The sequence below is a fragment of the Chryseobacterium oncorhynchi genome (assembly GCF_002899895.1).
In the GTDB taxonomy this organism is placed as follows: Bacteria; Bacteroidota; Bacteroidia; order Flavobacteriales; family Weeksellaceae; genus Chryseobacterium; species Chryseobacterium oncorhynchi.
Genome location: NZ_PPEI02000002.1, coordinates 749,956 through 774,957, shown reverse-complemented (window position 1 = coordinate 774,957; position 25,002 = coordinate 749,956). Strand labels below are relative to the sequence as shown.

The window sequence follows — 25,002 nt, the reverse complement described above, 5'->3', positions numbered from 1 at the left end:
AACTTGCGAGTAATTAAAAAGTTTATACATTTGCAGTATGAATTTTACGAATCAGAAAAATATTATTGTCATTTCTATTGCAGCTGTTGTCATTTACAACAGTCAGGAAACGGCATTTTAGAATAAATTTTTCTTTAAATTATACAAGCCGTTTCATTGTTGAAGCGGCTTTTTTTATTTTAATTTTTTTATAGTCAAGAATATGTATCAGTTATTTGCAGTAATTATTATCGTCATTATTATTCCCTTGCGTCTGTGAGATGGAAGATGTATGACTGTACATATATTTTAGCCCTCTCACAACGTGAGAGGGCTTTTTTTATTCCCTTTTGTTAATTTTTAACCCCTATAACATGTATTACAATAACGACACGGTCATCTATTTTGATGGAAACTTTATGAAAGCAAAAGAGGCCGGTATGGATCTTTACGGACAATCTCTTCACTACGGATATTCTGTTTTTGAAGGAATCAAATCTTACAGTACTGCCCACGGAACAAAGATCTTTAAAGCGAAAGAACATTACGAAAGATTAAAAAGATCAGCAGAACTGATGCATATTCCTTTCCATTATTCGGCAGAGCAGCTTACAGAACTTACCTACGAACTTTTAGAACTGAATGGCTTTACTGATGCTTATATCCGCCCTCTGGTCACTTGTTCTCCCAATATGTCTCTTTCAAAAGGGAAAGAATCTTACCTGTCCTTGCTGGCTTGGGAATGGAGCAATGGTTATCTGGTAGATAAAATGAAGATTATGACCTCAGGTTTTCAACGCCCAAATCCTAAAGCATTTAAAGTAGAAGCAAAGGTGGGGGGACATTATGTGAACTCTATTCTTGCCTGTCAGGATGCCAAGGACAAAGGATATGATGAAGCTTTGGTATTGGATGAAAACGGAAATGTTGCAGAAAGTTCAGGTGCCAATGTTTTTTATGAAAAAGAGGGAATGCTATTTACTCCGGCAAAAGGAAGCATTCTTCCGGGGATAACCAGACAGACTGTTTTTGAAATATGCAGAGAACTTAATATCCCTGTTAAGGAAACCTTTTTTAAACCTGAGGAAATGAGAGGTGCTGATGCAGCTTTTTTCTGTGGTACAGCTGCTGAAATTGTTGCATTGGATTCTCTTGATGATGTTCCTTTTGCAAAGAATTGGGAAGATACAGCAAGTCAAAAGGTACAGCAAGCTTATCTGAGATTAGTGAGAGTTCTGTCGTTGTAAATATTATGATTTTAATATTTTGGTTATCAATATGTTGCATTTGTTTTTTAAACAATTGAGTATTGTAATTTTTAGAAAAGTTGAAAATGGAAAGACATTACAAACTGTAGTTTTGGACCAAAATTAAGTAAAAACATCATTTCTGACTTCCAAAAAATTGAAGTTTTGGATCTCAAACTAAGAGATGAGAAGAATAGGAAAAGTAGGATAATATGTTAAATAAATATTCAAAAACATTCACACAAAATAGCGAACAGCCTGCTGCAAAAGCAATGCTTTACGGAATAGGCTTTACAGAAGAAGATATGCACAAGGCTCAGGTCGGAATTGCCAGTATGGGATATGATGGAAATACTTGCAATATGCACCTAAATGATCTGGCCCGAATTGTAAAGAAAGGAACATGGAATACCGGGTTGGCAGGGCTAATCTTTAACACTATTGGCGTAAGCGATGGGATGAGTAACGGTACTGATGGCATGCGTTATTCTCTGGTAAGCCGAGACGTTATTGCGGACAGTATTGAAGCGATTTGCGGAGCGCAGTATTATGATGGACTTATTGCCCTACCGGGTTGCGACAAGAATATGCCGGGAACCATTATCGCAATGGGAAGATTGAACAGACCCTCTCTTATGGTATATGGTGGAACTATTGCCCCAGGATGCTATAAAGGAGAAACATTGAATATTGTTTCAGCCTTTGAGGCTTTAGGTAAAAAAATAGCCGGTGAAATTTCTGATGAGGATTTTGATGGAGTTGTTAAAAATTCTTGTCCGGGAGCAGGAGCATGCGGCGGAATGTATACAGCCAATACTATGGCCTCAGCAATAGAAGCATTAGGAATGAGCCTTCCATACTCATCTTCCAATCCTGCTTTAAGCAAAGAAAAACAAGATGAATGTCTGGAAGCAGGAGAATATCTGAAAATACTATTGGAAAAAGATATCAAACCCTCAGATATCATGACCCGAAAAGCCTTTGAGAATGCACTTCGCCTGATCGTTATTTTAGGAGGAAGTACCAATGCGGTTCTGCATTTTATAGCAATGGCGAAAAGCGTGGGAGTATCTATTACACAGGATGATTTTCAAAAAATGAGCGATTGTACTCCTGTACTGGCTGATCTTAAGCCAAGTGGTAAATATCTGATGCAGGATTTACATGAACATGGAGGAATACCGGCTGTTATGAAATATCTGTTGGAAGAAGGACTACTGCATGGTGACTGCTTAACTGTTACAGGAAAAACATTAGCTGAAAATCTGGAAAATATCCCAACATTGGATTTTAATACACAAAAGATTATAAAACCATTATCAAAGCCGATAAAACCTACGGGACACCTGAGAATACTCTATGGAAACCTTGCCGAAAAAGGAAGTGTTGCCAAGATAACAGGAAAAGAAGGAGAACGGTTTTTAGGGAAAGCCCGTGTATTTGATGGAGAAAAAAACTTGATAAAAGGGATTGAAGATGGAACAGTACAACATGGAGATGTCATTGTTATTCGATATGAAGGACCTAGAGGAGCGCCGGGTATGCCGGAAATGTTGAAACCCACCAGTGCCTTAATTGGAGTAGGACTTGGAAGCAGTGTTGCCCTAATTACAGATGGCAGATTCAGTGGAGGGACTCATGGTTTTGTAGTGGGGCATATTACGCCCGAGGCTCATGAAGGCGGTTTGATTGCCTTTGTAAAAGATGATGATCTCATTGAGATAGATGCCGTAAATAATACAATACAACTCAAGGTTTCGGACGAAGAAATTGAGAAAAGAAAAGAAGGCTGGCAGAAACCAGCTCTAAAGGTAAAGAAAGGTTTACTCTATAAATATGCATTAACTGTATCATCTGCCGCCGAGGGCTGTGTAACGGATGAAATTTAAAATAAAAACATCATGAACAACCTAAATCTATCAATAGAAACAGAACTGAGCGGAAGTCGGATTATACTTGAAGCATTTCTTCAGGAAGGTATAAAGACTGTTTTTGGATATCCCGGAGGCGCCATTATTCCAATCTATGATGCACTTTATGATTATAAAGAACAGTTAGAGCATATTCTTGTCCGCCACGAACAGGCCGCAGTACATGCCGCACAAGGATTGGCAAGAGTATCAGGAAAAGTAGGAGTTGTAATGGCAACAAGCGGTCCCGGAGCTACCAATCTAGTGACAGGGCTAGCTGATGCCTTACTGGATAATACACCTCTTGTATGCATTACAGGACAGGTCTTTGAACATCTTTTAGGAACAGATGCTTTTCAGGAAATAGATGTAATGAATGTAACAAGCCCCGTTACCAAATGGAATTATCAGGTTACAGACGCCAACGAACTTCCCGAAGTACTAGCCAAGGCTTTCTATATTGCAAGGTCAGGTCGTCCGGGGCCTGTACTTGTTGATGTTACAAAAAATGCTCAACTACAGAAAGTTCCATATAAAGGATATTCACCCTGCCATTCATTGAGAAGCTATAAACCAGATCCGGTTCCATCAATGGAGTGCATTGAACAAGCTGCGGATTTGATTAACAATGCAGAGCGTCCATTCATTATTGCTGGTCAGGGTATTATGCTAGGGAAAGCTGAGGAAGAGTTTCTGCAGCTTGCAGAAAAATCAGGGATCCCGATTGCATGGACTGTTCTGGGAATGGGAGCTGTTCCCACAGATCATCCTCAGGCTGTAGGAATGGTGGGAATGCATGGAAACTATGGACCCAATATTCTTACCAACCAATGTGATGTGCTGATTGCGGTAGGAATGCGCTTTGACGACCGTGTTACAGGAAGATTGGATCAATATGCGAAGCAGGCAAAGATTATTCATCTGGATATTGATAAGGCTGAGATCAACAAAAATGTAAAAGTAGATGTTCCTGTTCTTGGAAACTGTAAGGAAACCCTGCCACTTATTACTGCTTTCATCAGTAAAAGAGAACATTCGGATTGGCATCAAAAATTTAAAGATTGTCTGGAAGTTGAAAGCATTAACCTTATCAATGATGAATTATTTCCTACAGAAGAAGAAATCACAATGGGAGAAGTGATCAGATACCTCAACGAAATTACAATGGGAGAAGCTGTTATTGTAACCGATGTAGGACAACATCAGATGGTGACCTGTAGATATTCAAGCTTTAAAAATCCCAGAACGAATATTACAAGTGGGGGATTGGGGACTATGGGATTCTGCCTTCCCGCCGCAATAGGAGCAGCTTATGGAGAACATAATCTTCCTGTAATTGCTGTAATGGGTGATGGAGGAGCACAGATGAATATTCAGGAGTTGGGAACTGTGATGCAGTATCATCCGGATATTAAAATCTTAATTCTTAATAACAGCTATCTGGGAATGGTGAGGCAATGGCAGGAGCTTTTTCATGAAGAACGATACTCATTCGTAGATATTCAAAGTCCTGATTTTGTACAGGTTGCAAAAGGATATAGTATTTCCGGAAGAAAGGTGACTCAAAGACAAGATTTGGAAGATGCTCTCCGAGAAATGCTTGATCATAAAGGAGCGTTTCTTCTTGAGGTAATGACAGGAAAAAAACACAATGTATTTCCTATGATTCCACAAGGGAAAAGCGTTTCAGAGATTGTATTGAATCATAAACAATAACACAAACATAAAAAAATGAAAACAGAAAATAAAGAATATACCATAACAGCCTATACAGAGGATTGTTTGGGATTGATCACCAGGATCAATGCTATTTTTTCAAGAAGAAGGATTTCAATTATGAATTTCAATATGGGACCTTCCGAAATAGACAAGATAAAAAAGTTTGTTATCACCATCAAAGAAACAGAAGAATCTGTTCAGAAGATTACCAGACAAATGGAGAAACAAGTAGATATACTGGAAGTTCATTATCATAAAAATCCACATCTGACCGTAGTAGAATACGCAAGTTAAGCAGAAAATTAAAATCATATATAACAAATAAAATTAAAAGAAATGGCAAAATTGAATTTTGGAGGAGTAGAAGAAAACGTAGTAACAAGAGAAGAGTTTCCCTTGAAAAAAGCTCAGGAAGTATTAAAAGATGAAGTGGTAGCAGTAATTGGATACGGTGTACAGGGACCCGGACAGGCTCTTAATCAAAAAGACAACGGAATTAATGTCATCGTAGGCCAGAGAAAAAATTCAAAATCATGGGATAAGGCTGTTGCAGATGGATTTGTTCCGGGTGAAACGCTTTTCGAAATAGAAGAAGCTCTACAAAAAGGAACTATCATCTGCTACCTTCTGAGTGATGCCGCACAAATAGAATACTGGCCAAAAGTAAAACAACACCTTACTGCCGGAAAGGCATTATATTTCTCCCATGGATTCGGGATTACCTTTAATGAACGTACAGGAATTGTTCCGCCAACAGATGTAGATGTTTTTCTTGTAGCTCCAAAGGGATCAGGAACTTCACTTAGAAGAATGTTTCTTCAGGATAGAGGATTGAACAGTAGTTTTGCAGTATATCAGGATGCCACAGGAAAAGCTAGGGAAAGAGTTACTGCCCTTGGAATTGCCATAGGAAGCGGTTATTTATTTGAAACCAACTTTAAAAAAGAAGTTTACAGTGATCTTGCAGGAGAAAGAGGAACCTTGATGGGTGCGGTACAGGGAATATTTGCTGCCCAATATGATGTATTAAGGAAAAACGGACATAGCCCATCTGAAGCATTTAATGAAACCGTAGAAGAACTTACACAATCACTAATGCCTTTGGTTGCAGAAAACGGAATGGATTGGATGTATGCCAACTGTAGTACAACGGCTCAAAGAGGAGCCTTGGATTGGTGGAAACGTTTCAGAGATGCCACTTCTCCATTATTTGAGGAACTGTATGACAGCGTAGCTCAGGGAAATGAAGCTCAAAGATCCATAGACAGCAATAGTAAGCCGGATTACAGAGAAAAACTGGAGGTAGAGCTAACCGAATTAAGAGAAAGCGAGATGTGGAGAGCCGGAAAAACGGTACGCAGTCTGAGACCTGAGAATAATTAAACAAAAAAAAGAAAATGAGGACGGGAGAAACCTATCTATCCATCTTGGATAATGTCTATAGTGCTGCAGAAAGGCTCAAAAATGTATGCGTCAGAACCCCTTTGGCTGTTAATAATAACCTGTCAACGGTCTATAATGCGAAGATAAGCTTTAAAAGAGAAGATCTTCAAAGAGTAAGATCCTATAAAATTCGTGGAGCCTACAATAAAATGGCAACGATGTCTCAGGAAGAACTTTCTAGAGGTGTTGTTTGCGCCAGCGCAGGAAATCATGCTCAGGGAGTTGCCTTTGCTTGCAATTCTATGAAAGTGAAAGGAACTATTTTTATGCCTTTACCAACGCCGGGACAAAAGCTGGAGCAGGTGAAAATGTTTGGTGGGAATGATATTGAAGTCATTTTATTCGGAGACACTTTTGACGAAGCCAAAGATGCTGCGATGAGGTTTTGTAAGGAAAAAGACGGAATATTTATTCATCCGTTTGATGATCCTGCGATTATTGAAGGGCAGGCCACCACAGCATTGGAAATTCTTGAGCAAGCAGAAGAACCTATTGATTATCTTTTTGTACCCATAGGAGGAGGAGGATTGGCTGCTGGTATATGTTCTGTCTTTCATGAATTATCTCCCCAGACAAAAATTATTGGAGTAGAACCATCGGCAGCAGCAAGTATGAAAAAGGCCTTAGAAAATGGAAAGCCTGTACTTCTTGAAAAAATCAGCCGATTTGTGGACGGCGCAGCAGTACAACAGGTGGGAAGTCTCACTTTTGAACTTTGTAAAGATGTTCTGCATGATATGGCAACCGTAGAGGAGGGCCTGGTGTGCGAAACCATACTTTCATTGTATAACAAAGATGCCATTGTTGTGGAACCTGCGGGAGCACTTTCCGTTGCAGCATTGGAAAAATATAAAGATCAGATCGAAGGCAAAAATGTAGTATGCATTATCAGTGGGAGCAATAATGATATCACCCGAATGGAAGAGATCAAGGAAAAAGCCTTGTTGTATGCCAACTTAAAACACTATTTTTTGGTGAGGTTCCCACAACGTCCCGGAGCTTTGAAAACCTTTGTAATGGATGTCTTGGGACAAAATGATGATATTACTTTTTTTGAATATACTCAAAAAAATTCCAAGGAAAAAGGAATAGCAGTGGTGGGGATTGCCATAAAGCACAAAGAAGATTTTACTCCATTAATTGATAAAATGAAGAAACATGATTTCTTTGTCAACTATCTGAACAATGACCCGTCCCTAATGAATTTACTTATATAATCAGGCATTTACTAAAAACACTATGATGAAAAAAGCTTCACAATTTGTGAAGCTTTTTTGTTATTTATCTTTCAAGGGTAAAATTTGAAATAATTTTCGGGCGTTCAGCTTCATTAGCTACTTTCCAAGAAGTTCTGTACATCCATTCAGTCATTTTATATAACTTTTTGTAATTGATGTTTTCAGATTCATCCTGTGGAGTATGGTACTGATCATGCAGTACACTAGTGAAAAATATGGCAGGAATTCCAATTTTAGCATAAGGAAGATGGTCACTACGGAAATAAAAGAATTCTGCATGACTAGGAGAGTCCCAATCTTTCAAATATTTGAATTTAGTACTTTCATTATTGGCTTCCTCTGCCATTTTTACTAATTCTTCAGAATTTTTATGTGGTGCATTTCCTCCTAATAAAGCAGCTTCATCATTACTGTTTCTTCCGATCATATCTCCATTAAGCACTGCTACAATTTTCTCTTTTGGAACAACAGGATGTGCTGCGTGCCATCTTGACCCAAGCAAACCTCTTTCTTCAGCACCATGAAAAACAAACAGCATGCTTCTTTTTCCGGGTTGCTTTTTATAGGCTCTTGCCATTGCTAACATCGCTACGCAGGTACTGGCATTATCATCAGCTCCGTTATAGATGGTATCATTCTTTACAGGATGTCTGATCCCATCGTGGTCCTGATGCCCGCTAAGCAGAACATATTCATCTTTAAGGGCAGGATCTGTTCCTTCAATTTTTCCGATGATATTTACAGATGGATATTTATAGGTTTCCGTAATCAGGTTAAGAGAAGCTTTGGGGTTGTTCTTTACCCAGCCTGCATTTTCTTTTTTGATCCAAAGAACAGGGATGTTATTCGTTATTTTTTCTCTTAATCCCTCTACGCCATAGCTTCCTCTTGTCATTTGGGGAAGAACTTCTGGCCAGCTTTGTTCAGAAAGGTCATCCGTGATAAAGATGATTGCTTTTGCCCCAAGTTCATAGGCCTTATTGTAGTATTTTGTTCTTACAAATCCAGGATATCTTCTTACAAAAAGAGTCATTTCCTTGTCTATATTTTTATCAGAAGCATATACTGCCAATATTTTTCCTTTGATATTCAATTTAGAAAGATCCTCAGGTTCTGCATTTCCTGCGTATACAACCTCAGCATCCAGAGACGCATTTACAGGCTCTGCCACAAGATAATCTTTCCATAGCTTTAAACTATTATCTCCAATTTTCAGGCTGCTTTGAGGAATTACCTGATGTCTGTACATATCAAAGAACTGGAAAAAAGTACCATGATCACCCGCAGGCTTCATTCCCGCTTCCTTTGCTTTGTCGGCAAGCCACATAGAAACCTTTAATTCATCAAGGGTTCCCGCCTCACGTCCCCAAAATTGATCTGCAGCCAATTCATACATGTCTTTTTTAAGATCAGACTCCTTGATAGCTGAAACCAAGGGCTTCTTATAGCTTTGAGCATTCCCTATACTGAATATAAGAATACTCAAGATGGAAAAAATATAATTTCTATTCATCTGATTTTAATTTAAATGATTTAGTTTATCAGCAAATTGCTTTGAAAACTCTTTTCTGTCTTCTTCCAGTTTCTCTGGGTTAGAAGGTAAAACATAATTGAAGAGAATTTTATCTTCATTATCCAAAAATATAATTTCTTTTTCTTCTCCGTTTATCATCTGTGAAAATATTTCCCACATGGAAGTATCTTTTAACTTTAATAATTCAAAAAATGCTTCCGCTTTTATTTCTATTCTCTGCATGGTAACTTATATATGATGTATAATGTATTGTATAATGGGGTGCTTAAAGATTTGGAATTTAAAATTCCAGGAACTTTAATTTGAACTGGATGGCAAAATTTTCCTTGAAGTGAGGGGTGGCATAATAGCCCACTCTGTAGAATAATCCCAGATTGAAATAGCTCGAAAGGAAGTTATTCCATTCCAAACCAACCTCCTGATACAGGTGGTCCAGCTTTTTGAACTTAAACTGATGATACTCCGGATGCTTCATATCTCCAATGGTTCCACGTAATACAAAATCGAAGCTGGAAACATTGTGTCCAAAGCTTTTGAAGTAAAAAGGCAGTTTATGGGTAAAGTAATAGGCAACGAATTTATCATTATAAAACTTTCCACCCTCCAGTGTTGCAAATCCGAGGAATGAAGTAAGGTTAAAATTGAAATCCTTACCCGGAGAGGCAAGTCCGTTCATGGTAAAGTTCTTCCAGATTGGAGCTTCACCCAAAACTACACCGCCATACAATCTGAAACCTGTAGTTCCGATCGGGGTTTTAAAATTATGTACAAAAAGAGCATCGAATCGGGAGTAATTGAAACTTCCGCCTGCCATTTTATAACTTTGTTCATAGTTAAAATAAAGCTCCGGATACTTCTGATCAATCAGGGATTTTCCCTGTGGAGTCATAATGTTGGTAGAATTCGGGGAATACTTTAAGGTAAACAGGGTGTTGAAATTTTTAAATGAAGATTCACCATCTCTAAACTGGTAATCGAACTCAGCTTCTTCAATATTTCTTCTTACAGCAAGAGCAAGGGTAAGTCCGTTGGTAACATCATTCAGATAAGACAAAGATGCGCCCTTGAAGTGGAAATATTTGTCATTGTTAAGATTGTTTCCAAAGTTCATCATCCTCATTTTGAAATTCCAAAGTCGTCTGTAAAACTCTCCTGAAGCTGTCACATCATCATAAAATTCAAACCTGAAGAACGAATTTTTTCTTAATGTAGTCTTTACATCTATACCCATTCCATACTTCCATCTTCTGTCCTTTACACCATAGGCAAAATAGTAGTCAGGAGAAAAATACGGGTTAAAGTTTTCATTAATCTTAGCTTTTAATCCAAGTCTGAAACCCTCATACGAGTTATAGTTGGCAATTTCATCTACTGCAAAATCTACTGCTTTTACCCTGATTTGCCCGTTAAGCAAACCAGAAATAATCTGTGCCTTACTGTCAATTTTATATTTTTTGCCAAGGCTGTCAATTGTCTTATAGGTATTTTGTTCTCTTTCAGTAAGCGGATCTGTTCTGTATCGGTCCAGAGAATGCCCGTCAATACTTTTTACAGAGAATGTATATCCTTTGAAATCTTGGGCTTTTTCTTCAATGGGAGATTCAAAGTCAAAATATTTTGATGTGAGGAAAGCATAGGTACCAAAGCTTTTCTTGTCCTTTTTATTAACATGTTCCTTATCATCCATAGCCATTTTACCCATTTTAAGCTTGGTTTTTTCATGGGCAAGGAACCATTTGTTATTATAAAATACCCAGGTGCTGGTGATAATTCCGTCGTTCTTATTTTTACTGAAATTTTCAATTTTTTTAATTCCGTAGGTCTCCGTATCAATATAAATAGAACCGTTGTATTTTCTTTTTCTGTCCGGATTTTTGTAGTTAACTTCACGGAAACGGATCACAAAGTTTTTTCTTCCGTCAAGCTCGATAGTATCTGACAGAAAGAATCTATAGAGGCCCCTGTTTTCTGGCTTTACCTGTTCCGGAACAACATCTCTGTTACTTTGCTGAAGAGCAATCATCTCATAAACCGGCTGCTTTAAACCAGAAATCCTGTTGTCCAGAATATTGATCTTCTCCCCATATTTTTTGGAATATAAAAACTCCTGGGCTCTTTCCCAAAGGAAGAGTTTACTTTTTGCAAATATCTTTCTTGCATTGATGTTATTCAGTGAGTCTTTCTCTCTTTTTTTCTTGAAAATATTAAGGTCATTGAAATACTGATTAAACTGAGAAAGACTATCCTCGTCAATATCCATGGAGATTTTTTCGTAGGATTTATAAGCATAGGAGCCTAAGCTTTTTGGAGAGTTCTCGTTAAATAATTTGTTGACCTTTTTAAGGATTTCCAGTGCTCTTGGATCACTTTTATCTTCAATTATAACTGCTTCGATGGCTGTCGTCTTTGATGACTTTTTGGTAAGAGAAACCTCCATGCTGCTTTCCACAGATGTTGTTTCCCTTTTATAGGATTCCGCTTCGACTTCTATATTCCTGCATGCTGTTTTAAACTCTAAAATCCCTTGTACATTGGTGTAGCCAAGGATTTTATCATCACAGAAAACCTTAGCATTAGACACAGGTTTTTGATTGGTGTCATCCACAACTTTTATTTTCAGTTGCGAATAACCCAAAAAATAGATCAGGAAAAATAATAATTGTAAACCCCTTTTCATGTAAAAAAACTATGTCAAAATTAATGATATTTATTCTTGTATAAAAGTTTTTTAACAGAGTATAACATTGATTTAATCTAATGAGTAAATGGATGTTCCCTACAGAATGAAGATTAAGCTTACGGTGTAGATTGTGTTTCTGAAATTCTTTGAAATTTCCAATAAAAAAACTCCTGAACAAATTAAATTCAGGAGTTTTCTATATTTTGAAATATCTTTTAAATATTCAGTGCTTTTTGATAAGCATTTTCCAATCCGGAAAGGTTTTTACCCCCTGCAGTTGCAAAGCCTGGGTTTCCACCGCCACCGCCTTGGATTTCTTTTGCCAGATCTTTTACAATAGCTCCAGCCTGATAATCTGCTGCCAGATCATCAGAAACTCCTACAGTAATCATTGGTTTCCCATCTGCATCAGAAAGAATGATCGTTACCGAAGTTGGGATCTCTCTTTTCAATTGGAATACAATATCCTTAACAGAACCAGCATCCAAGGAAGTCTTCTTCACCAGCAATTGTTTGTTGCCTTTCTGCTCATAAGCAGTCTTCCAATCACCGATTTCTCCTTTTGCTTTTTCCTTTTTAAGGGCATCTACTTCAGCTTTTAATGAAGCATTTTCCTCAATAAGTTTTTCAATAGATCTTACTACATCTTTAGATTTCAGCAATTGTGAAAGTTCAATAATCTGCTTTTCAAGATTATTAAAGTACTCTTCAGATTTATCACCTGAAATTGCTTCAATTCTTCTGATTCCTGCCGCAGCAGAACTTTCAGATGTAATTTTGAAATGACCGATTTCGCTGGTATTTTTTACGTGAGTTCCTCCGCAAAGTTCTCTAGAACTCCCAAACTGGATCATTCTCACACTGTCACCATATTTTTCTCCAAATAAAGCCATTGCCCCTTTTTCTAGAGCCTCCTGAATAGGAATATTTCTGAACTCCTGTAAAGCAATGCTTTCTTTGATCTTATGATTTACTTTTTCTTCAATTAAAGCCAATTCTTCCTCAGTCATTTTATTGAAGTGAGAGAAGTCGAAACGAAGATAATCAGGACCTACGTAAGAACCTTTCTGTTCAACGTGTGTTCCTAAAACATCTCTTAATGCCTCGTGTAAAAGGTGAGTTACAGAGTGGTTGGCCTGAGAGTTCTTTCTGTCTGTAGCATCTGCTTTAGCATAGAAAACTGCTCCTGCATCCTTTGGAAGACCATTAATCAATGAAACGATTAATCCGTTTTCCTTTTTGGTTTCCAGTACTTCAAAGCTTTCTGAAGCATTTTCCAGAATACCTTTGTCTCCAACCTGTCCACCTCCTTCAGGGTAGAATGGAGAGCTGCTCAGTACCACCTGATAAAATTCTCCGTCTTTGTTTTCTACCTTTCTGTATCTTGTAATATACGTTTCAGATTCAATCTGGTCATATCCTACGAATGATTCCGGTTTCTCTTCTAAAACTACCCAGTCATAAACCTTTTGAGCAGAATCTGACTTGGAACGTTGCTTTTGCTTTTCCATTTCAGCCTTGAATCCTTCCTCATCAATGGTTAATCCCTTTTCCTCAGCAATAATTCTTGTTAAGTCATCCGGGAAACCATAAGTATCATATAGTTCAAAAACTTCTTCACTTGGTAATACCTTTAGATTATCAGCAATGGTTTGTTGAATTAATTTTTCAACTCTGATCAATCCGTTTTCAATGGTTTTTAAGAAAGACTCCTCTTCACTTTTAATAACTTCAGAAACCAGTTTTCCTTGTTTTTCAAGTTCAGGGAAAACAGCCCCCATTTGTTCCTGTAAAACAGCAACCAATTGATAAAGGAAAGGTTCTTTCATTCCAAGGAATCTGTAAGAATAAGAAATACCTCTTCTTAAAATTCTTCTGATCACATAACCTGCCCCTCCGTTAGAAGGAAGCTGTCCGTCTGCAATAGCAAAAGAAACTGCTCTGATGTGGTCTACCACAACACGGATGGCAATATCTTTTTCATCTTCTAAAATTCCAGTATATTTTTTACCTGAAAGTTCCTCAACTTTAGAAATAAGCGGAGTGAAAACATCTGTATCATAGTTGGAAGATTTTCCTTGAAGTGCCATACAAAGACGCTCAAAGCCCATTCCTGTATCTACGTGTTGAGCCGGAAGTTTTTCCAGAGACTTATCAGCCTTTCTGTTGAATTCCATGAAAACCAGATTCCATACCTCAACAACCTGAGGGTGGTCATTATTCACTAATTCAAGTCCTGAAACTTGAGCTTTTTCTTCAGGTGTTCTTAGGTCAATATGGATTTCTGAACATGGCCCGCATGGTCCACTTTCACCCATTTCCCAGAAATTATCCTTTTTATTTCCGTTGATGATTCTGTCCTCAGAAATGTGAGACTTCCAGAAATCATACGCGTCCTGATCTCTGTCAAGATTTTCAGAAGCATCTCCTTCAAAAATCGTTACATATAAATTTTCTTTTGGAATTCCGTATACTTCAGTCAGTAATTCCCAGGCAAAAGCAATAGCCTCTTTTTTGAAGTAATCCCCGAAAGACCAGTTTCCTAACATTTCAAACATGGTGTGGTGGTAAGTATCTCTACCTACATCATCCAAATCATTGTGCTTTCCTGAAACTCTCAGACACTTCTGTGTATCGGCAATTCTTGGGGCCGTAGGCGTTTTGTAGCCTAGGAAGAAATCCTTGAACTGCGTCATTCCGGAGTTGGAAAACATAAGGGTAGGGTCGTCTTTCAGCACAATAGGAGCCGAAGGAACGATAAGGTGCTCCTTACTTTTAAAATAGTCTAAAAATTTTTGACGTATCTCTTGTGATGTCATAGTATTGCTTTTGCTTTTTTTTAATATCAAATTTTGATAAGATGCAAATTTAAGATTTTTAGGTGATTTAATATCCAATATTATATATTTTCAAGGATGTTTTATCAAATGTCAGACATAATATTGGCTATAATTTCGATTTGTCCTTTTTAAAATGTGGTAGGATGAAGAATAAATTGATCATTTGAGATAAGTCATACTCAAAAATGACAATTAAAATAGGACGTTAAAATTTTATGGGATATAAAGTACGTGCTTTATCCCACAGTAATAATTGTTCCTTTCCATTTAACTTATTATCTTCGCTATGATCTGAATAAGATAAAAATATCCTCTCATAATGAAAAATGAAATCCTGAAAAGCTGGATCGATCAATATTCCGGACCTCTTTTGAAAAAGGCCCTGTACCTGCTTTCGAATAAGGAGGATGCTCAGGATGTTGTTCAGGATGTCTTTATCGCTGCATTTTCAAGCTATGACTCATTTGAGGGGAAAAGCCAGCCTTTAACCTGGTTGATGGCTATCCTTAATAGAAAAATTGCTGATTTCTACCGAAATAAATATAAATCAGAACCCACTATAAAGCTAGATCATTTCTTTGATGAAACAGGATCGTGGAAAAATAAAGATGTTATCAATGACTGGAATGTTTCAACAGAATCTGAACTTTTGGATAATCAGGAATTCAACAAAACACTTGAAGAATGTATTGAAGAATTGCCTGCTAGATGGAAGATTTTATTGAAAATGTATTACCTGGAAGAAAAAAAAGCACCCGAAGTGAGTCAGGAATTGAATGTTTCTACGACTAACCTTTGGAAGATTCTTCAACGAAGCCGGGTACAGCTTAGAGAGTGTCTGGAGTTTAACTGGTTTTCAAGATTATAATTACAATGTTAAAAAAAATATTACATACCCTATTTTTACCATGCAGCGAAGCAACTTTGCTCATGGAAAAACGAAATGCCGGATCTATTTCTGCCAAAGAAAACAGAAAGTTGGGTGCCCATTTAATGATTTGTAAATGGTGCAGGATGTATAATGAAAAACTGGCCCTATTGGATAAGGTCTTTAAAAAGACGCTTGCTCAGAAGACTGTTGAAATTAATGAGTCTGAAATTCAGGATTTTAAAAATAAAATGATTGAAAAATTAAATTTTTAAGAAAATTTTTGTCAGGATTTTGAAATAGCCCCGACTATACTTTTGAAAACAATAAAAGTATTAATTCAAAATCTTAAAAAAATGGTCGGAACAACAAATACAACTGGTAAAAATCAATCAACGTACAAACTGGGATATTACATTTCCCTCTTCGGAGCTGCTCTTATTTTGCTCTGGATTGGTATTTTCAAATTTACTCCCACTGAAGCTGCCGCTATAAAACCTTTGGTTGAAAACCATTTCTTAACTTTTTTCGTATATAAGATTATGAGCGTTCAGGCTATGTCAAATCTTATCGGAACGATAGAAATTATCATTGCCTTACTACTCATATTTAGTGCGAAATTTGCTGTACTGAAAAAGTATGCAGGGATAGGAATGATTGTAACTTTTCTAGTGACTTTAAGCTATTTATTTACAACACCGGGAATGTGGAAAGTAGTAGATGGAGTGCCGGTCACAGACTTTTTTATATTGAAAGACCTTATGCTTTTAGGATTTGGATTAATGATTGTTCAAAATAATAAATAATGAATAAAAAGCTAAATATGAAAAATATATTAATAGTACTCGGAATTATACTGGGTATCGCAGTTTTTGCTGCAGAATCCGGGCTTTTTAAAAAGAACAAGCCCAATGAAGTAGAGATAAAGAAAGAAAAACAAGAAATTATGGATAATAAAAACATCAGAGAGATTTATTTTGCCGGTGGATGCTTCTGGGGAACAGAACATTTCTTTCAACAGATTCGTGGAGTTGTAGGAACAGAAGTTGGTTATGCAAACGGAAATACTCAAAATCCTACCTACGAGGAAGTGGTAAGTCATACAACAGGTTTTGCAGAAACTGTAAAAGTGAAGTATGATCCAGAGCAAGTAGATCTGAAACTTTTGATTGACCTATATTTTAAAACGATTGATCCTACAAGCAAAGATCAGCAAGGAAATGACCGCGGAAACCAATATAGAACAGGTATTTATTTTACAGATAAAAATGATGAAGCTGTTGTAAAAGGAGAAGTTCAGACGCTGGCTAAAAATTACAATAAGCCGTTAATGGTAGAGACTGTTTCTTTGAAAAATTTCTACAAGGCAGAAGATTATCATCAGGATTATTTGGATAAAAACCCAGGAGGTTACTGTCATATTGAACCAGGCCTTTTTGAAATGGCGAAAAAAGCTAACCCGCTTCCAAAGGCAACAAACTATCAGAAGCCGGATAAAAAAGTTTTAAAGGAAAAATTAAGTGCAGAACAATATAATGTAACTCAGGAAAACGGAACAGAAAGACCTTTCCAAAATGAGTACTGGGACGAAACAAGAGAAGGAATTTATGTGGATATTACCACAGGCGAACCTTTATTTATATCAACAGACAAATTTGAATCAGGTTGTGGATGGCCAAGCTTTTCAAAACCTATTACAAAAAGCATGATTGATGAAAAATTGGATCGTACGCATGGAATGACCAGAGTAGAGGTGAGAAGTAAAATTGGAGATGCTCACTTAGGACATGTTTTTACAGATGGACCCGAGGATAAAGGCGGACTTCGTTACTGTATCAATAGTGCTTCTCTGAAGTTTGTTCCAAAAGCTGAAATGGATAAAAAAGGATACGGAAAATATCTTCCGTTGTTAGATAAAAAGTAATTTGAAAGGAAGGCTGCCATTTGGCAGCCTTTTTATTTTGAATTAATGATGCATTTGAAATCGTTCTTTAATGCTGAACATAGAGATATTTAGAAATATCAGAAATGCAAAAATAATGTAATATGTATCTTTTGGAAAGACTGTAAATGTATTGAAGATTTTCCCATAAATAGAAGATTCAAAAGTATCAGCGCTTATTACCGTTGAAGATATTATATCGTTACAAAGTAAACATTCATATTCGAGAGGTTTAGCATTGGGGTTAACATAGCTATAAACGGCAAAAATATGTCCTGTTTTTTCAATATCAACCGCATATTGTTCTTGTTTGGCGATATGCAGATCATTCAAAATAGATACAAAGTCACCATACGTATTATTTTGACTTAAAATAAACTCAATACCAGATTCTTTCTCGTTTCTTTTTTGAATGTTTTTCAGTTCTGAAACATATAATTTTGAATTTTGTTTAGCTGTACCGGATTCTATTTTGATCCTTTTGTAATTCCAGTTTCTTGCAGGTTCAAAAGTATACATGTCATTGCTTTTGTCTTCCTTTAATTTTGCAGGAAGTCCTATATCTATTACTGAAACATTTATTTCGTTAAATTTTTGATTCCCATAATACCATAATAACAGAGGAATCAATATTGCGCTCATCAACCCGGGTACATAATATATTTTTCTCATGGATAGGTTTTGACGATACCGAATGAAAATTTTAAGCCAAAAAAAGTGATCCGAAACGAACCACTTTAAAAATAATCTTTCAATTTTTAACATTGAAGTCTACCAATCTCTTTTTTTCAAAATCCAGTATGACCCGAATATGAAAACAGCAGACCATACCAGACATGCGATAAGGCTTTCTGTAGGGTAGTGGAACTCATACTTTACGCCCATCATTTTAGCCATATTTAATCTCATTATCGGATTAGGAATAAGACTGGACATACTTTCCAATGGTAAAAGATGTGTTATAAAAAAGTCATTCTGAAGAATATCATTCCTTTGTGGACCCTGTACCCCTTTTACTTTTGAAAAAACTTCAACTGCTGTTAAAATTCCCTCACCAATCCAGAAAACAAAAAGGGCAAGAAATACAAAGATTGATTTTCTCAACAAAATGGAAAGAAACATTAGAAAGCAGAAGAACGTAAATAACTTAACCAGATAATTTCCAATAAAGAAAATCTCTGAAAAAACCTTTGTGGATTCTGTTGTATTCGAATATTGATATCCCAGAAATAGAGTGATACCCAATACAATTACGGTAGAAACAATTGTGAAAATGCTTATTGTCAGCAATTTTGAAATGATAAATTCCTGTCTGCTCAATCCATCAATCGTATTCTGCTTGAACATGCGATTACTAAATTCCTGTGAAATGGAGAAAACAATAATCAATCCCAGAAAAATTTTCAATAAAGCAACAATCCATGTGGTAAAGTTCCAGATTTCCGGAAAATTATAAATTCCTTGTTCCTTTAAGTTAATCGTTCCTCCGAAAAGATCAAAATCAACCAATCCGATGAAAAGTAAAGCAATAAGGATAGCAAAATATAATATTGTAAAAACTTTGAACGGTTTGTAGTTCAGGTTTTTGTAGTATTCTAGTTTTAATAATTTTATCATGACTAATTGGTGTTTTTTACAAGTTCAAGGAATTGAGATTCAAGAGATAATTTTTTCTTGGTCAAATGGGAAAGATAGATTCCTCTCTCAGCCAGTTTTTGATTCATCGCCGAAGCGGAAATTGAAGCATCATCACGGATCTGTGCTTTGATAAGATCACCGTCCTGATTGATGGAAGAGAACCATTGAAGCTCATTTAATGTATTTAAAAGCAATGTATTGTTATCTGCTTTTAATTCAAAATATCCATTGTTGGAAGTCATTTCGTCCACTCTTCCACAGTAGATAGAATTTCCTTCTTTTAGTACAATTACATGGCTGCAGATTTTTTCAATTTCATCCAAAAGGTGACTGGCAATGATAATTGTGATTCCTTGCTTTGCAATATCGTTGATGATTTCTCTGATCTGAATAATTCCTTCAGGATCCAATCCGTTTGTCGGTTCATCCAATATCAATACTTCCGGGTTATTCAGTAGGGCAGAAGCAATGGCCAGACGTTGTTTCATTCCCAAAGAAAAGGTTTTGAAAGTATCTTTTTTCCTTTCGTACAGGTTAACGATCTTCAGAACTTCATCAATCCTTGAATAAGAGGCATTTTTAATTTCTGCCACAATTTTAAGGTTTGTTTCGGCACTTAAATAAGGATAGAAGTTGGGCTGTTCAATAATAGCTCCAATCCTTTTTAAAGTTTCTGAATCTGTACCTTTTTTACCAAACCAGAACCAATCTCCGCTGGTAGGATTGATCGTTGATAGCAACATCCCAAAAGTAGTAGATTTCCCGCTTCCGTTGGGACCAAGAAGGCCATATACATTTCCTTTTTCGACATCAAAAGAGATATTGTTGACTACAACTCTTTTAAATTTTTTTGTCAAATTTTTTACTGATAAAATCTTTTCCATGTAATTTGTTTTACATAGTAGTAGTCTATCTAAACTAGATATTGTTACAAAATTATCATAAATCAATATAAATTTAAATGTAAATACATTAAATTTGATAGAACTAATAGGGAATTATGAAGTTAATCGAACTCGCAGAAGAACTCAATGTTTCTGCAGAAGCCATAAAGCAGTTTATACAGGATTTCGACCTAGAATTGGTAGATTGCGTTAGTACAAACTTTGATGTAAAGGAAGATTTTGAAAAATTTGCCCGTGAAAATGTAGATTTTTTAAGATTATATGAAAAGGATCTGGATAAGAATAAGACCTTGGAACAGATTGCGGAAGTAATTAACCAGCCTAAAGACAAAGTAGAAAAAGCCATAAAAGATAACAATCCTAATATCTTCGACAATGGTTTTTTCAAATCTTCTATTTCAAGTTATGGTATCGATAATAAGATGGGAGGGAACTATAAGTTCGTATATGACTACTTTGGCCATAAGACCCGTTTACAGCAAAGAGATTTTATAGGATACAGAGACTTATTTTTCTATACTTCTGCAGTATTAGAACCATTTTTAAATCCCCAGCAGATCAAGGATTGGGGAATCAATAAACCCGCAGGAATTATTTTATATGGACCTCCGGGAAGTGGAAAGATTTTTTGGGCCAATAAAATTGCTGAAATTATAGGATATCAGTTTAAAGAAGTTAAGAAACACTATTTGGGAACTTCATTTATTGATGGAAATGAAATTAATTTTAGTGACTTTCTACAAACCATGATGAAAGAAAATAAAATGCTGCTTTTCCTTGAAGATTTTGATGAAATTATGATGCAGAGAAAAGCGGAAACAGATATTGCTTCTTGCAATCTTGAGGCTCAGGAGCTGATTCTTCATTACATTGGTAAGTTTGAAAAAGAAGGAGTACTAATGGTAGGTTCTGCCAACTCTGTTTCAGAAATTGATGAAGAAATTCTGGCGCCGGGAAGATTTGATGTGATGATTCCCATATTCCCGCCCAATGCTTCAGAACGCTCCGAGATTATCTTATATGCAATGACGAGAGGGCTTGAAGAAGATTCCTTACTTTACAAGATTCTTAAAAATAATAAAGCAGATAAACTTCCTTTCTGGCATGACGTTTCTTCAAGAATGAAAGCTTTTAGCAACACCATGCTGATTGACTTTACCCAAAGTTTAAAGAAACGTATTAAAAATCTCTACCAAAGAACGCGAAATGAAAAGCTTAAAATTGACAAGAATCTTTTGAATGGAGCTTTAAGAGATGCCACAGCAAAGCTTACTGAAGAATATCTGGATCAGGTAGCAAGATTTCTGGCTGATGCAATCATTAATAATTTTGAAGAATTTCATTTTAGAATTCAGGCATTGAAAAGTGAATTGGAGACCTATAAAATCGTTGAAGAACCAAGGCGCGCCATTGGATTCCATCATAATGGAGAAAAAGAAGAGTAACTTTCAGGGTTTGAAGATAGAAATGCTCTATTTTTAGATTCTTATCTCTTTTGCATGATCAAATACTTTTTACACTGTACAAAAAAACACTCATGATCAGTATCTGGGAACAGGAAACCTTTTACCGTAAAAGAGATATCGTCATCATAGGGGCTGGTTTTACCGGACTTTGGACTGCCATATCTATCAAAGAGAAATACCCCGAAAAGTCTGTATTGATTATAGAACGGAATACAATTCCATTGGGAGCTTCAACGAGGAATGCCGGATTTGCCTGCTTTGGGAGCCTTACAGAAGTTATTGCAGATTCCCAAAATATGGGTTGGGAAAAAACATTGGATCTTGTTCAGATGAGGTTTGATGGACTTCAAAAGATTAGACACTATTTTAAAAGTGATGAAATAGATTTTGAACTCAGCGGTGGTTATGAAATATTGAATAATGAGCAACCTTTGTTACATCTGGATGAGGTGAATGTTCAATTGAAATCTATAACAGGGCTACAGCAGACATATACCTTGAAACAGAATAAAATAAAGAACTTTGGACTAGGAAAATCTCAGTTTTTAATTGAAAACCCTTGTGAGGGAAGTTTGCACTCGGGGAAGTTATTACAGAAACTTACAGAGAAGTGTCATGAGCTGAAGATTGAGTTTTTATTAGGAACAGAGGTGAAGAAAATTGAGGAGAGCTCAGGCGAGGTTGAAATTTATCTATCGGAAGATCTTTCTGTAAAAGCTGATGCGCTGGTACATTGCACTAATGCCTTCAGTTCAAAATTTCTTGAGAATGAAAATATAATTCCTGCTCGCGGACAGATCTTATTGACCGAACCTATAGAAAATTTAAAATTAAAAGGAACTTTCCATTACGATGAGGGGTTTTATTACTTTAGAAATTTAGGAAATAGAATATTACTAGGTGGTGGACGAAATCAGGATTTTAAAACTGAAGAAACTACAGCCTTTGAAACCACAGAATTTCTCCAAAATCATTTAGAAACTTTTTTACAAGAAGTTGTTCTGCCAGATTATGAATTCAAGATTGCCCTCCGTTGGTCCGGAATCATGGCTATGGGTACAGAAAAAACACCCATCGTAAAACAGGTTTCAGAAAAACAGTTTTGTGCGGTAAGACTTTCAGGAATGGGAGTTGCCTTAGCTCCAAAGATTGGTGAGTTGGTCGCAGAAATGATCTGATAAATGATAAAACTAAATAAAAAACTATGAGTAGCTATAAATACACAATATGGTTTTCTATATTAACAATTCCTCTTGGGTTTATTACAATCCTTGCAGGAGGAGGAGGACACGGGACCTATTTTCCTATACTGGCTATCTTTCCTTTTAGCTTGCTAGGAACATTTTTTAATGAAAAAATATCTTTATTTATTGGAATAGTACAGTTACCTGTTTATGGTTTTTTAATGGATAAATTTAGTACAAAAAAAGCCTTTCCTATTATTATTGCAGTACATGTTATATGTATGTATATTACCTTTATGTTGAGAAGAGAATACTTTTTTAGCTAATTCTTCCGAATTGAACTCAGATCTGTAAAGACCATAAGTATAAAGGAAAAATACTCTTTTTTCTCTAAATCAAATTCTACGCCTTAATAAAACTCAAAACTCTCTACTCTAAAAGAATTCCTTATTTTTGTAAAAAAGAAAAACTCGTGATTAACAACGACCAGATAAAAGAAGTTCAATCCAGGATTGAAGACCTACATAGATACCTTCAGATTGAAAAAAAGAAGATAGAAATAGCCAACGATGATGAAAAAACAGCAGCTCCTGAATTTTGGGATAATCCTAAGACTGCAGAAGCTTTTCTGAAGCAGCTTCGATCCAAGAAAAAATGGGTGGAGGGTTATGATGAAATTCAGACACAGTTTGAAGACCTACAGGTTTTAGTTGATTTTGCTAAAGAAGATCCTGATTCTGAAAAAGAGTTGGATGAAACTTTTCCACAGCTGGTTGAAAAAATCGAGGATCTTGAATTTAAGAATATGCTTTCCAACGAGGGAGATGAGCTTTCGGCTGTTCTTCAGATCACTGCAGGAGCAGGAGGTACAGAAAGTTGTGACTGGGCATCTATGCTGATGAGAATGTACACAATGTGGGCAGAAAAGCAAGGCTATAAGATCCGTGAACTGAATTTTCAGGAAGGTGAGGTAGCCGGAGTGAAGACGGTTACTCTTGAAATTGAAGGTGAATATGCCTTTGGATACCTGAAAGGGGAGAATGGAGTACACCGTTTGGTAAGAATTTCACCTTTTGACAGTAACGCTAAACGTCATACCAGCTTTGTTTCTGTATATGTTTATCCATTGGTGGATGATACCATTGAAATTAATATTAACCCTGCCGATATATCATTTGAAACAATGAGGTCTTCCGGAGCAGGAGGGCAGAACGTAAACAAGGTTGAAACCGCTGTACGTCTTCGTCACGCACCTACAGGAATTATCATTGAAAACTCAGAATCCCGTTCACAGCTTCAGAATAAAGAGAAAGCAATGCAGCTCCTTCGTTCCAGATTATACGAAATGGAATTGGAAGAGCGTATGAGGGCCAGAAATGAAATTGAAGCCAATAAAATGAAGATCGAGTGGGGAAGTCAAATCAGAAATTATGTGATGCACCCATACAAATTGGTAAAAGATGTACGCTCAGGCCATGAAACATCAGATGTGGATGCGGTGATGAACGGAAATATCACCCCTTTCCTGAAAGCTTTTCTAATGGCAGATGGTACTGCAGTTTCCGATGATGATATGGAGCTATAAAATATCATATGATTTTTAGTTAAAATCTTATAATTAATTTTTGTTTCAGACATTTTAGACTTATTTTTGTTGTTCATCGATATATATGGAAGATTTCAATAGCTGGAAGGATTTATTAAACCCGGAGTTTTATATTAAAATGGGAGGGTTTTGGCTTATTTTGTTCATTGTTTTTGCTGAAACAGGTCTTTTTGTAGGATTTTTTCTACCAGGAGATTCATTATTGTTTGTTTCAGGAATTTATGCCGTTGAAATCATCAAAGAGACTTTTGGCTCCACTGGGAGCGATTTCTTAGATACAACACTTTTAGCTTCCGGAGTAGCTCTGGCTGCTATTATAGGAAATGAAGTAGGTTACTATTTTGGACGTAAAGCAGGTCCGGCTTTATATAAAAGGCCAGATTCAATGCTTTTTAAGAAAAAATATCTGTATCAGGCTCATGATTTCTTTGAAAAACATGGTGCATTAGCTATTATTATGGCTAGGTTTTTACCTGTTGTAAGAACGTTTACCCCCATTGTTGCAGGAATTGTAAAAATGGATAAGAAAGAATTTCTAAGGGATAATGTTATCGGAGCAATCCTGTGGTCATTCATTTTGATTTTTGCAGGACATTACCTTGATAAATTATTCATGGAGCAATTTGGAATCAACTTAAAAGAGAAATTGGAGTATATCATCATTGTGATTGTATTGGTAACAACACTTCCGGTGATCATCAAATTTGTTTTTGGTAAAAAAGAAGACTTTTCCAAGTATGAAAACAATGATTCTGACCCAGAATAAGAATCAATAGAAATATAAAAAATAACCTGCTTTTTAG

Annotated in this window: 22 protein-coding genes; 15 read left to right on the top strand and 7 right to left on the bottom strand. The window is 36.3% G+C overall.

The features are described 5' to 3' along the window. Nucleotides 1–353 precede the first annotated feature (353 nt). From ilvE to ilvA, 6 genes are all read left to right on the top strand, one after another. A complete protein-coding gene (gene ilvE / locus C1638_RS09085; protein ID WP_109620208.1) occupies nucleotides 354–1,226 on the top strand; it encodes a branched-chain-amino-acid transaminase in 873 nt (290 codons plus the stop codon). Between the two features lie 212 nt (nucleotides 1,227–1,438). Next, entirely contained in the window at nucleotides 1,439–3,115 is a 1,677-nt protein-coding gene (gene ilvD / locus C1638_RS09080; RefSeq protein ID WP_109620206.1) for a dihydroxy-acid dehydratase, read from the top strand. Between the two features lie 12 nt (nucleotides 3,116–3,127). Then, nucleotides 3,128–4,852, top strand: a complete 1,725-nt coding sequence (gene ilvB / locus C1638_RS09075; RefSeq protein WP_109620204.1) for a biosynthetic-type acetolactate synthase large subunit — start codon at nucleotides 3,128–3,130, stop codon at nucleotides 4,850–4,852. 15 nt (nucleotides 4,853–4,867) lie between these two features. Further along, nucleotides 4,868–5,149, top strand: coding sequence for an ACT domain-containing protein (locus C1638_RS09070; protein WP_109620202.1), 282 nt, complete (start codon nucleotides 4,868–4,870; stop codon nucleotides 5,147–5,149). Between the two features lie 42 nt (nucleotides 5,150–5,191). Next, nucleotides 5,192–6,238: a ketol-acid reductoisomerase gene (gene ilvC / locus C1638_RS09065; RefSeq protein WP_109620200.1), complete on the top strand. Its 1,047-nt coding sequence runs from the start codon at nucleotides 5,192–5,194 to the stop codon at nucleotides 6,236–6,238. Nucleotides 6,239–6,252: 14 nt separating this feature from the next. Next, nucleotides 6,253–7,515: a threonine ammonia-lyase IlvA gene (gene ilvA, locus C1638_RS09060; RefSeq protein ID WP_109620198.1), complete on the top strand. Its 1,263-nt coding sequence runs from the start codon at nucleotides 6,253–6,255 to the stop codon at nucleotides 7,513–7,515. Between the two features lie 64 nt (nucleotides 7,516–7,579). On the opposite strand, the gene C1638_RS09055 is transcribed toward ilvA, so the two are convergent. The 4 genes from C1638_RS09055 to alaS form a co-directional block, all read right to left on the bottom strand. Continuing rightward, nucleotides 7,580–9,049, bottom strand: a complete 1,470-nt coding sequence (locus tag C1638_RS09055) for a M20/M25/M40 family metallo-hydrolase (protein ID WP_109620196.1) — start codon at nucleotides 9,047–9,049, stop codon at nucleotides 7,580–7,582. Nucleotides 9,050–9,055: 6 nt separating this feature from the next. Continuing rightward, complete coding sequence (locus C1638_RS09050) at nucleotides 9,056–9,292, bottom strand: hypothetical protein (protein WP_076353758.1); 237 nt, start codon at nucleotides 9,290–9,292, stop codon at nucleotides 9,056–9,058. A gap of 58 nt (nucleotides 9,293–9,350) precedes the next feature. Continuing rightward, complete coding sequence (locus C1638_RS09045; RefSeq protein ID WP_109620193.1) at nucleotides 9,351–11,747, bottom strand: hypothetical protein; 2,397 nt, start codon at nucleotides 11,745–11,747, stop codon at nucleotides 9,351–9,353. Between the two features lie 218 nt (nucleotides 11,748–11,965). Beyond that, complete coding sequence (alaS, locus tag C1638_RS09040; RefSeq protein ID WP_109620652.1) at nucleotides 11,966–14,569, bottom strand: alanine--tRNA ligase; 2,604 nt, start codon at nucleotides 14,567–14,569, stop codon at nucleotides 11,966–11,968. 340 nt (nucleotides 14,570–14,909) lie between these two features. Between alaS and C1638_RS09035 the strand changes: the two genes are divergently transcribed. From C1638_RS09035 to msrB, 4 genes are all read left to right on the top strand, one after another. After that, complete coding sequence (locus tag C1638_RS09035; RefSeq protein WP_109620191.1) at nucleotides 14,910–15,458, top strand: RNA polymerase sigma factor; 549 nt, start codon at nucleotides 14,910–14,912, stop codon at nucleotides 15,456–15,458. Nucleotides 15,459–15,520: 62 nt separating this feature from the next. Then, the gene (locus C1638_RS09030; RefSeq protein ID WP_228428095.1) at nucleotides 15,521–15,733 is read left to right on the top strand and encodes a hypothetical protein; all 213 of its coding nucleotides are present in this window, start codon (nucleotides 15,521–15,523) and stop codon (nucleotides 15,731–15,733) included. A gap of 81 nt (nucleotides 15,734–15,814) precedes the next feature. After that, complete coding sequence (locus C1638_RS09025; RefSeq protein WP_109620650.1) at nucleotides 15,815–16,264, top strand: DUF417 family protein; 450 nt, start codon at nucleotides 15,815–15,817, stop codon at nucleotides 16,262–16,264. Nucleotides 16,265–16,281: 17 nt separating this feature from the next. Further along, complete coding sequence (gene msrB, locus C1638_RS09020) at nucleotides 16,282–17,382, top strand: peptide-methionine (R)-S-oxide reductase MsrB (protein WP_109620648.1); 1,101 nt, start codon at nucleotides 16,282–16,284, stop codon at nucleotides 17,380–17,382. A gap of 42 nt (nucleotides 17,383–17,424) precedes the next feature. On the opposite strand, the gene C1638_RS09015 is transcribed toward msrB, so the two are convergent. The 3 genes from C1638_RS09015 to C1638_RS09005 form a co-directional block, all read right to left on the bottom strand. Continuing rightward, nucleotides 17,425–18,072: a hypothetical protein gene (locus C1638_RS09015; protein WP_109620187.1), complete on the bottom strand. Its 648-nt coding sequence runs from the start codon at nucleotides 18,070–18,072 to the stop codon at nucleotides 17,425–17,427. Between the two features lie 99 nt (nucleotides 18,073–18,171). Then, on the bottom strand, nucleotides 18,172–19,017 hold the full coding sequence (locus C1638_RS09010; RefSeq protein WP_109620185.1) for an ABC transporter permease: 846 nt from the start codon (nucleotides 19,015–19,017) through the stop codon (nucleotides 18,172–18,174). Nucleotides 19,018–19,019: 2 nt separating this feature from the next. Beyond that, nucleotides 19,020–19,922: an ABC transporter ATP-binding protein gene (locus C1638_RS09005; protein WP_109620183.1), complete on the bottom strand. Its 903-nt coding sequence runs from the start codon at nucleotides 19,920–19,922 to the stop codon at nucleotides 19,020–19,022. A gap of 116 nt (nucleotides 19,923–20,038) precedes the next feature. On the opposite strand from C1638_RS09005, the gene C1638_RS09000 reads away from it, so the two are divergent. From C1638_RS09000 to C1638_RS08980, 5 genes are all read left to right on the top strand, one after another. After that, on the top strand, nucleotides 20,039–21,388 hold the full coding sequence (locus C1638_RS09000; RefSeq protein WP_109620181.1) for an ATP-binding protein: 1,350 nt from the start codon (nucleotides 20,039–20,041) through the stop codon (nucleotides 21,386–21,388). Between the two features lie 92 nt (nucleotides 21,389–21,480). Beyond that, complete coding sequence (locus C1638_RS08995) at nucleotides 21,481–22,587, top strand: NAD(P)/FAD-dependent oxidoreductase (RefSeq protein WP_109620179.1); 1,107 nt, start codon at nucleotides 21,481–21,483, stop codon at nucleotides 22,585–22,587. A gap of 26 nt (nucleotides 22,588–22,613) precedes the next feature. Then, complete coding sequence (locus C1638_RS08990) at nucleotides 22,614–22,919, top strand: hypothetical protein (protein ID WP_109620178.1); 306 nt, start codon at nucleotides 22,614–22,616, stop codon at nucleotides 22,917–22,919. A 146-nt stretch (nucleotides 22,920–23,065) separates the two neighbouring features. Next, the gene (prfB, locus tag C1638_RS08985) at nucleotides 23,066–24,178 is read left to right on the top strand and encodes a peptide chain release factor 2 (protein WP_076353784.1); all 1,113 of its coding nucleotides are present in this window, start codon (nucleotides 23,066–23,068) and stop codon (nucleotides 24,176–24,178) included. A gap of 85 nt (nucleotides 24,179–24,263) precedes the next feature. Continuing rightward, nucleotides 24,264–24,965: a DedA family protein gene (locus C1638_RS08980; protein WP_109620176.1), complete on the top strand. Its 702-nt coding sequence runs from the start codon at nucleotides 24,264–24,266 to the stop codon at nucleotides 24,963–24,965. Nucleotides 24,966–25,002: the final 37 nt, after the last annotated feature.

Coding starts and splice junctions, on each gene's coding strand:
- ilvE (WP_109620208.1), top strand. CDS start 354: ATGTATTACAATAACGACACGGTCATCTATTTTGATGGAAACTTTATG.
- ilvD (WP_109620206.1), top strand. CDS start 1,439: ATGTTAAATAAATATTCAAAAACATTCACACAAAATAGCGAACAGCCT.
- ilvB (WP_109620204.1), top strand. CDS start 3,128: ATGAACAACCTAAATCTATCAATAGAAACAGAACTGAGCGGAAGTCGG.
- C1638_RS09070 (WP_109620202.1), top strand. CDS start 4,868: ATGAAAACAGAAAATAAAGAATATACCATAACAGCCTATACAGAGGAT.
- ilvC (WP_109620200.1), top strand. CDS start 5,192: ATGGCAAAATTGAATTTTGGAGGAGTAGAAGAAAACGTAGTAACAAGA.
- ilvA (WP_109620198.1), top strand. CDS start 6,253: ATGAGGACGGGAGAAACCTATCTATCCATCTTGGATAATGTCTATAGT.
- C1638_RS09055 (WP_109620196.1), bottom strand. CDS start 9,049: ATGAATAGAAATTATATTTTTTCCATCTTGAGTATTCTTATATTCAGT.
- C1638_RS09050 (WP_076353758.1), bottom strand. CDS start 9,292: ATGCAGAGAATAGAAATAAAAGCGGAAGCATTTTTTGAATTATTAAAG.
- C1638_RS09045 (WP_109620193.1), bottom strand. CDS start 11,747: ATGAAAAGGGGTTTACAATTATTATTTTTCCTGATCTATTTTTTGGGT.
- alaS (WP_109620652.1), bottom strand. CDS start 14,569: ATGACATCACAAGAGATACGTCAAAAATTTTTAGACTATTTTAAAAGT.
- C1638_RS09035 (WP_109620191.1), top strand. CDS start 14,910: ATGAAAAATGAAATCCTGAAAAGCTGGATCGATCAATATTCCGGACCT.
- C1638_RS09030 (WP_228428095.1), top strand. CDS start 15,521: ATGGAAAAACGAAATGCCGGATCTATTTCTGCCAAAGAAAACAGAAAG.
- C1638_RS09025 (WP_109620650.1), top strand. CDS start 15,815: ATGGTCGGAACAACAAATACAACTGGTAAAAATCAATCAACGTACAAA.
- msrB (WP_109620648.1), top strand. CDS start 16,282: ATGAAAAATATATTAATAGTACTCGGAATTATACTGGGTATCGCAGTT.
- C1638_RS09015 (WP_109620187.1), bottom strand. CDS start 18,072: ATGAGAAAAATATATTATGTACCCGGGTTGATGAGCGCAATATTGATT.
- C1638_RS09010 (WP_109620185.1), bottom strand. CDS start 19,017: ATGATAAAATTATTAAAACTAGAATACTACAAAAACCTGAACTACAAA.
- C1638_RS09005 (WP_109620183.1), bottom strand. CDS start 19,922: ATGGAAAAGATTTTATCAGTAAAAAATTTGACAAAAAAATTTAAAAGA.
- C1638_RS09000 (WP_109620181.1), top strand. CDS start 20,039: ATGAAGTTAATCGAACTCGCAGAAGAACTCAATGTTTCTGCAGAAGCC.
- C1638_RS08995 (WP_109620179.1), top strand. CDS start 21,481: ATGATCAGTATCTGGGAACAGGAAACCTTTTACCGTAAAAGAGATATC.
- C1638_RS08990 (WP_109620178.1), top strand. CDS start 22,614: ATGAGTAGCTATAAATACACAATATGGTTTTCTATATTAACAATTCCT.
- C1638_RS08980 (WP_109620176.1), top strand. CDS start 24,264: ATGGAAGATTTCAATAGCTGGAAGGATTTATTAAACCCGGAGTTTTAT.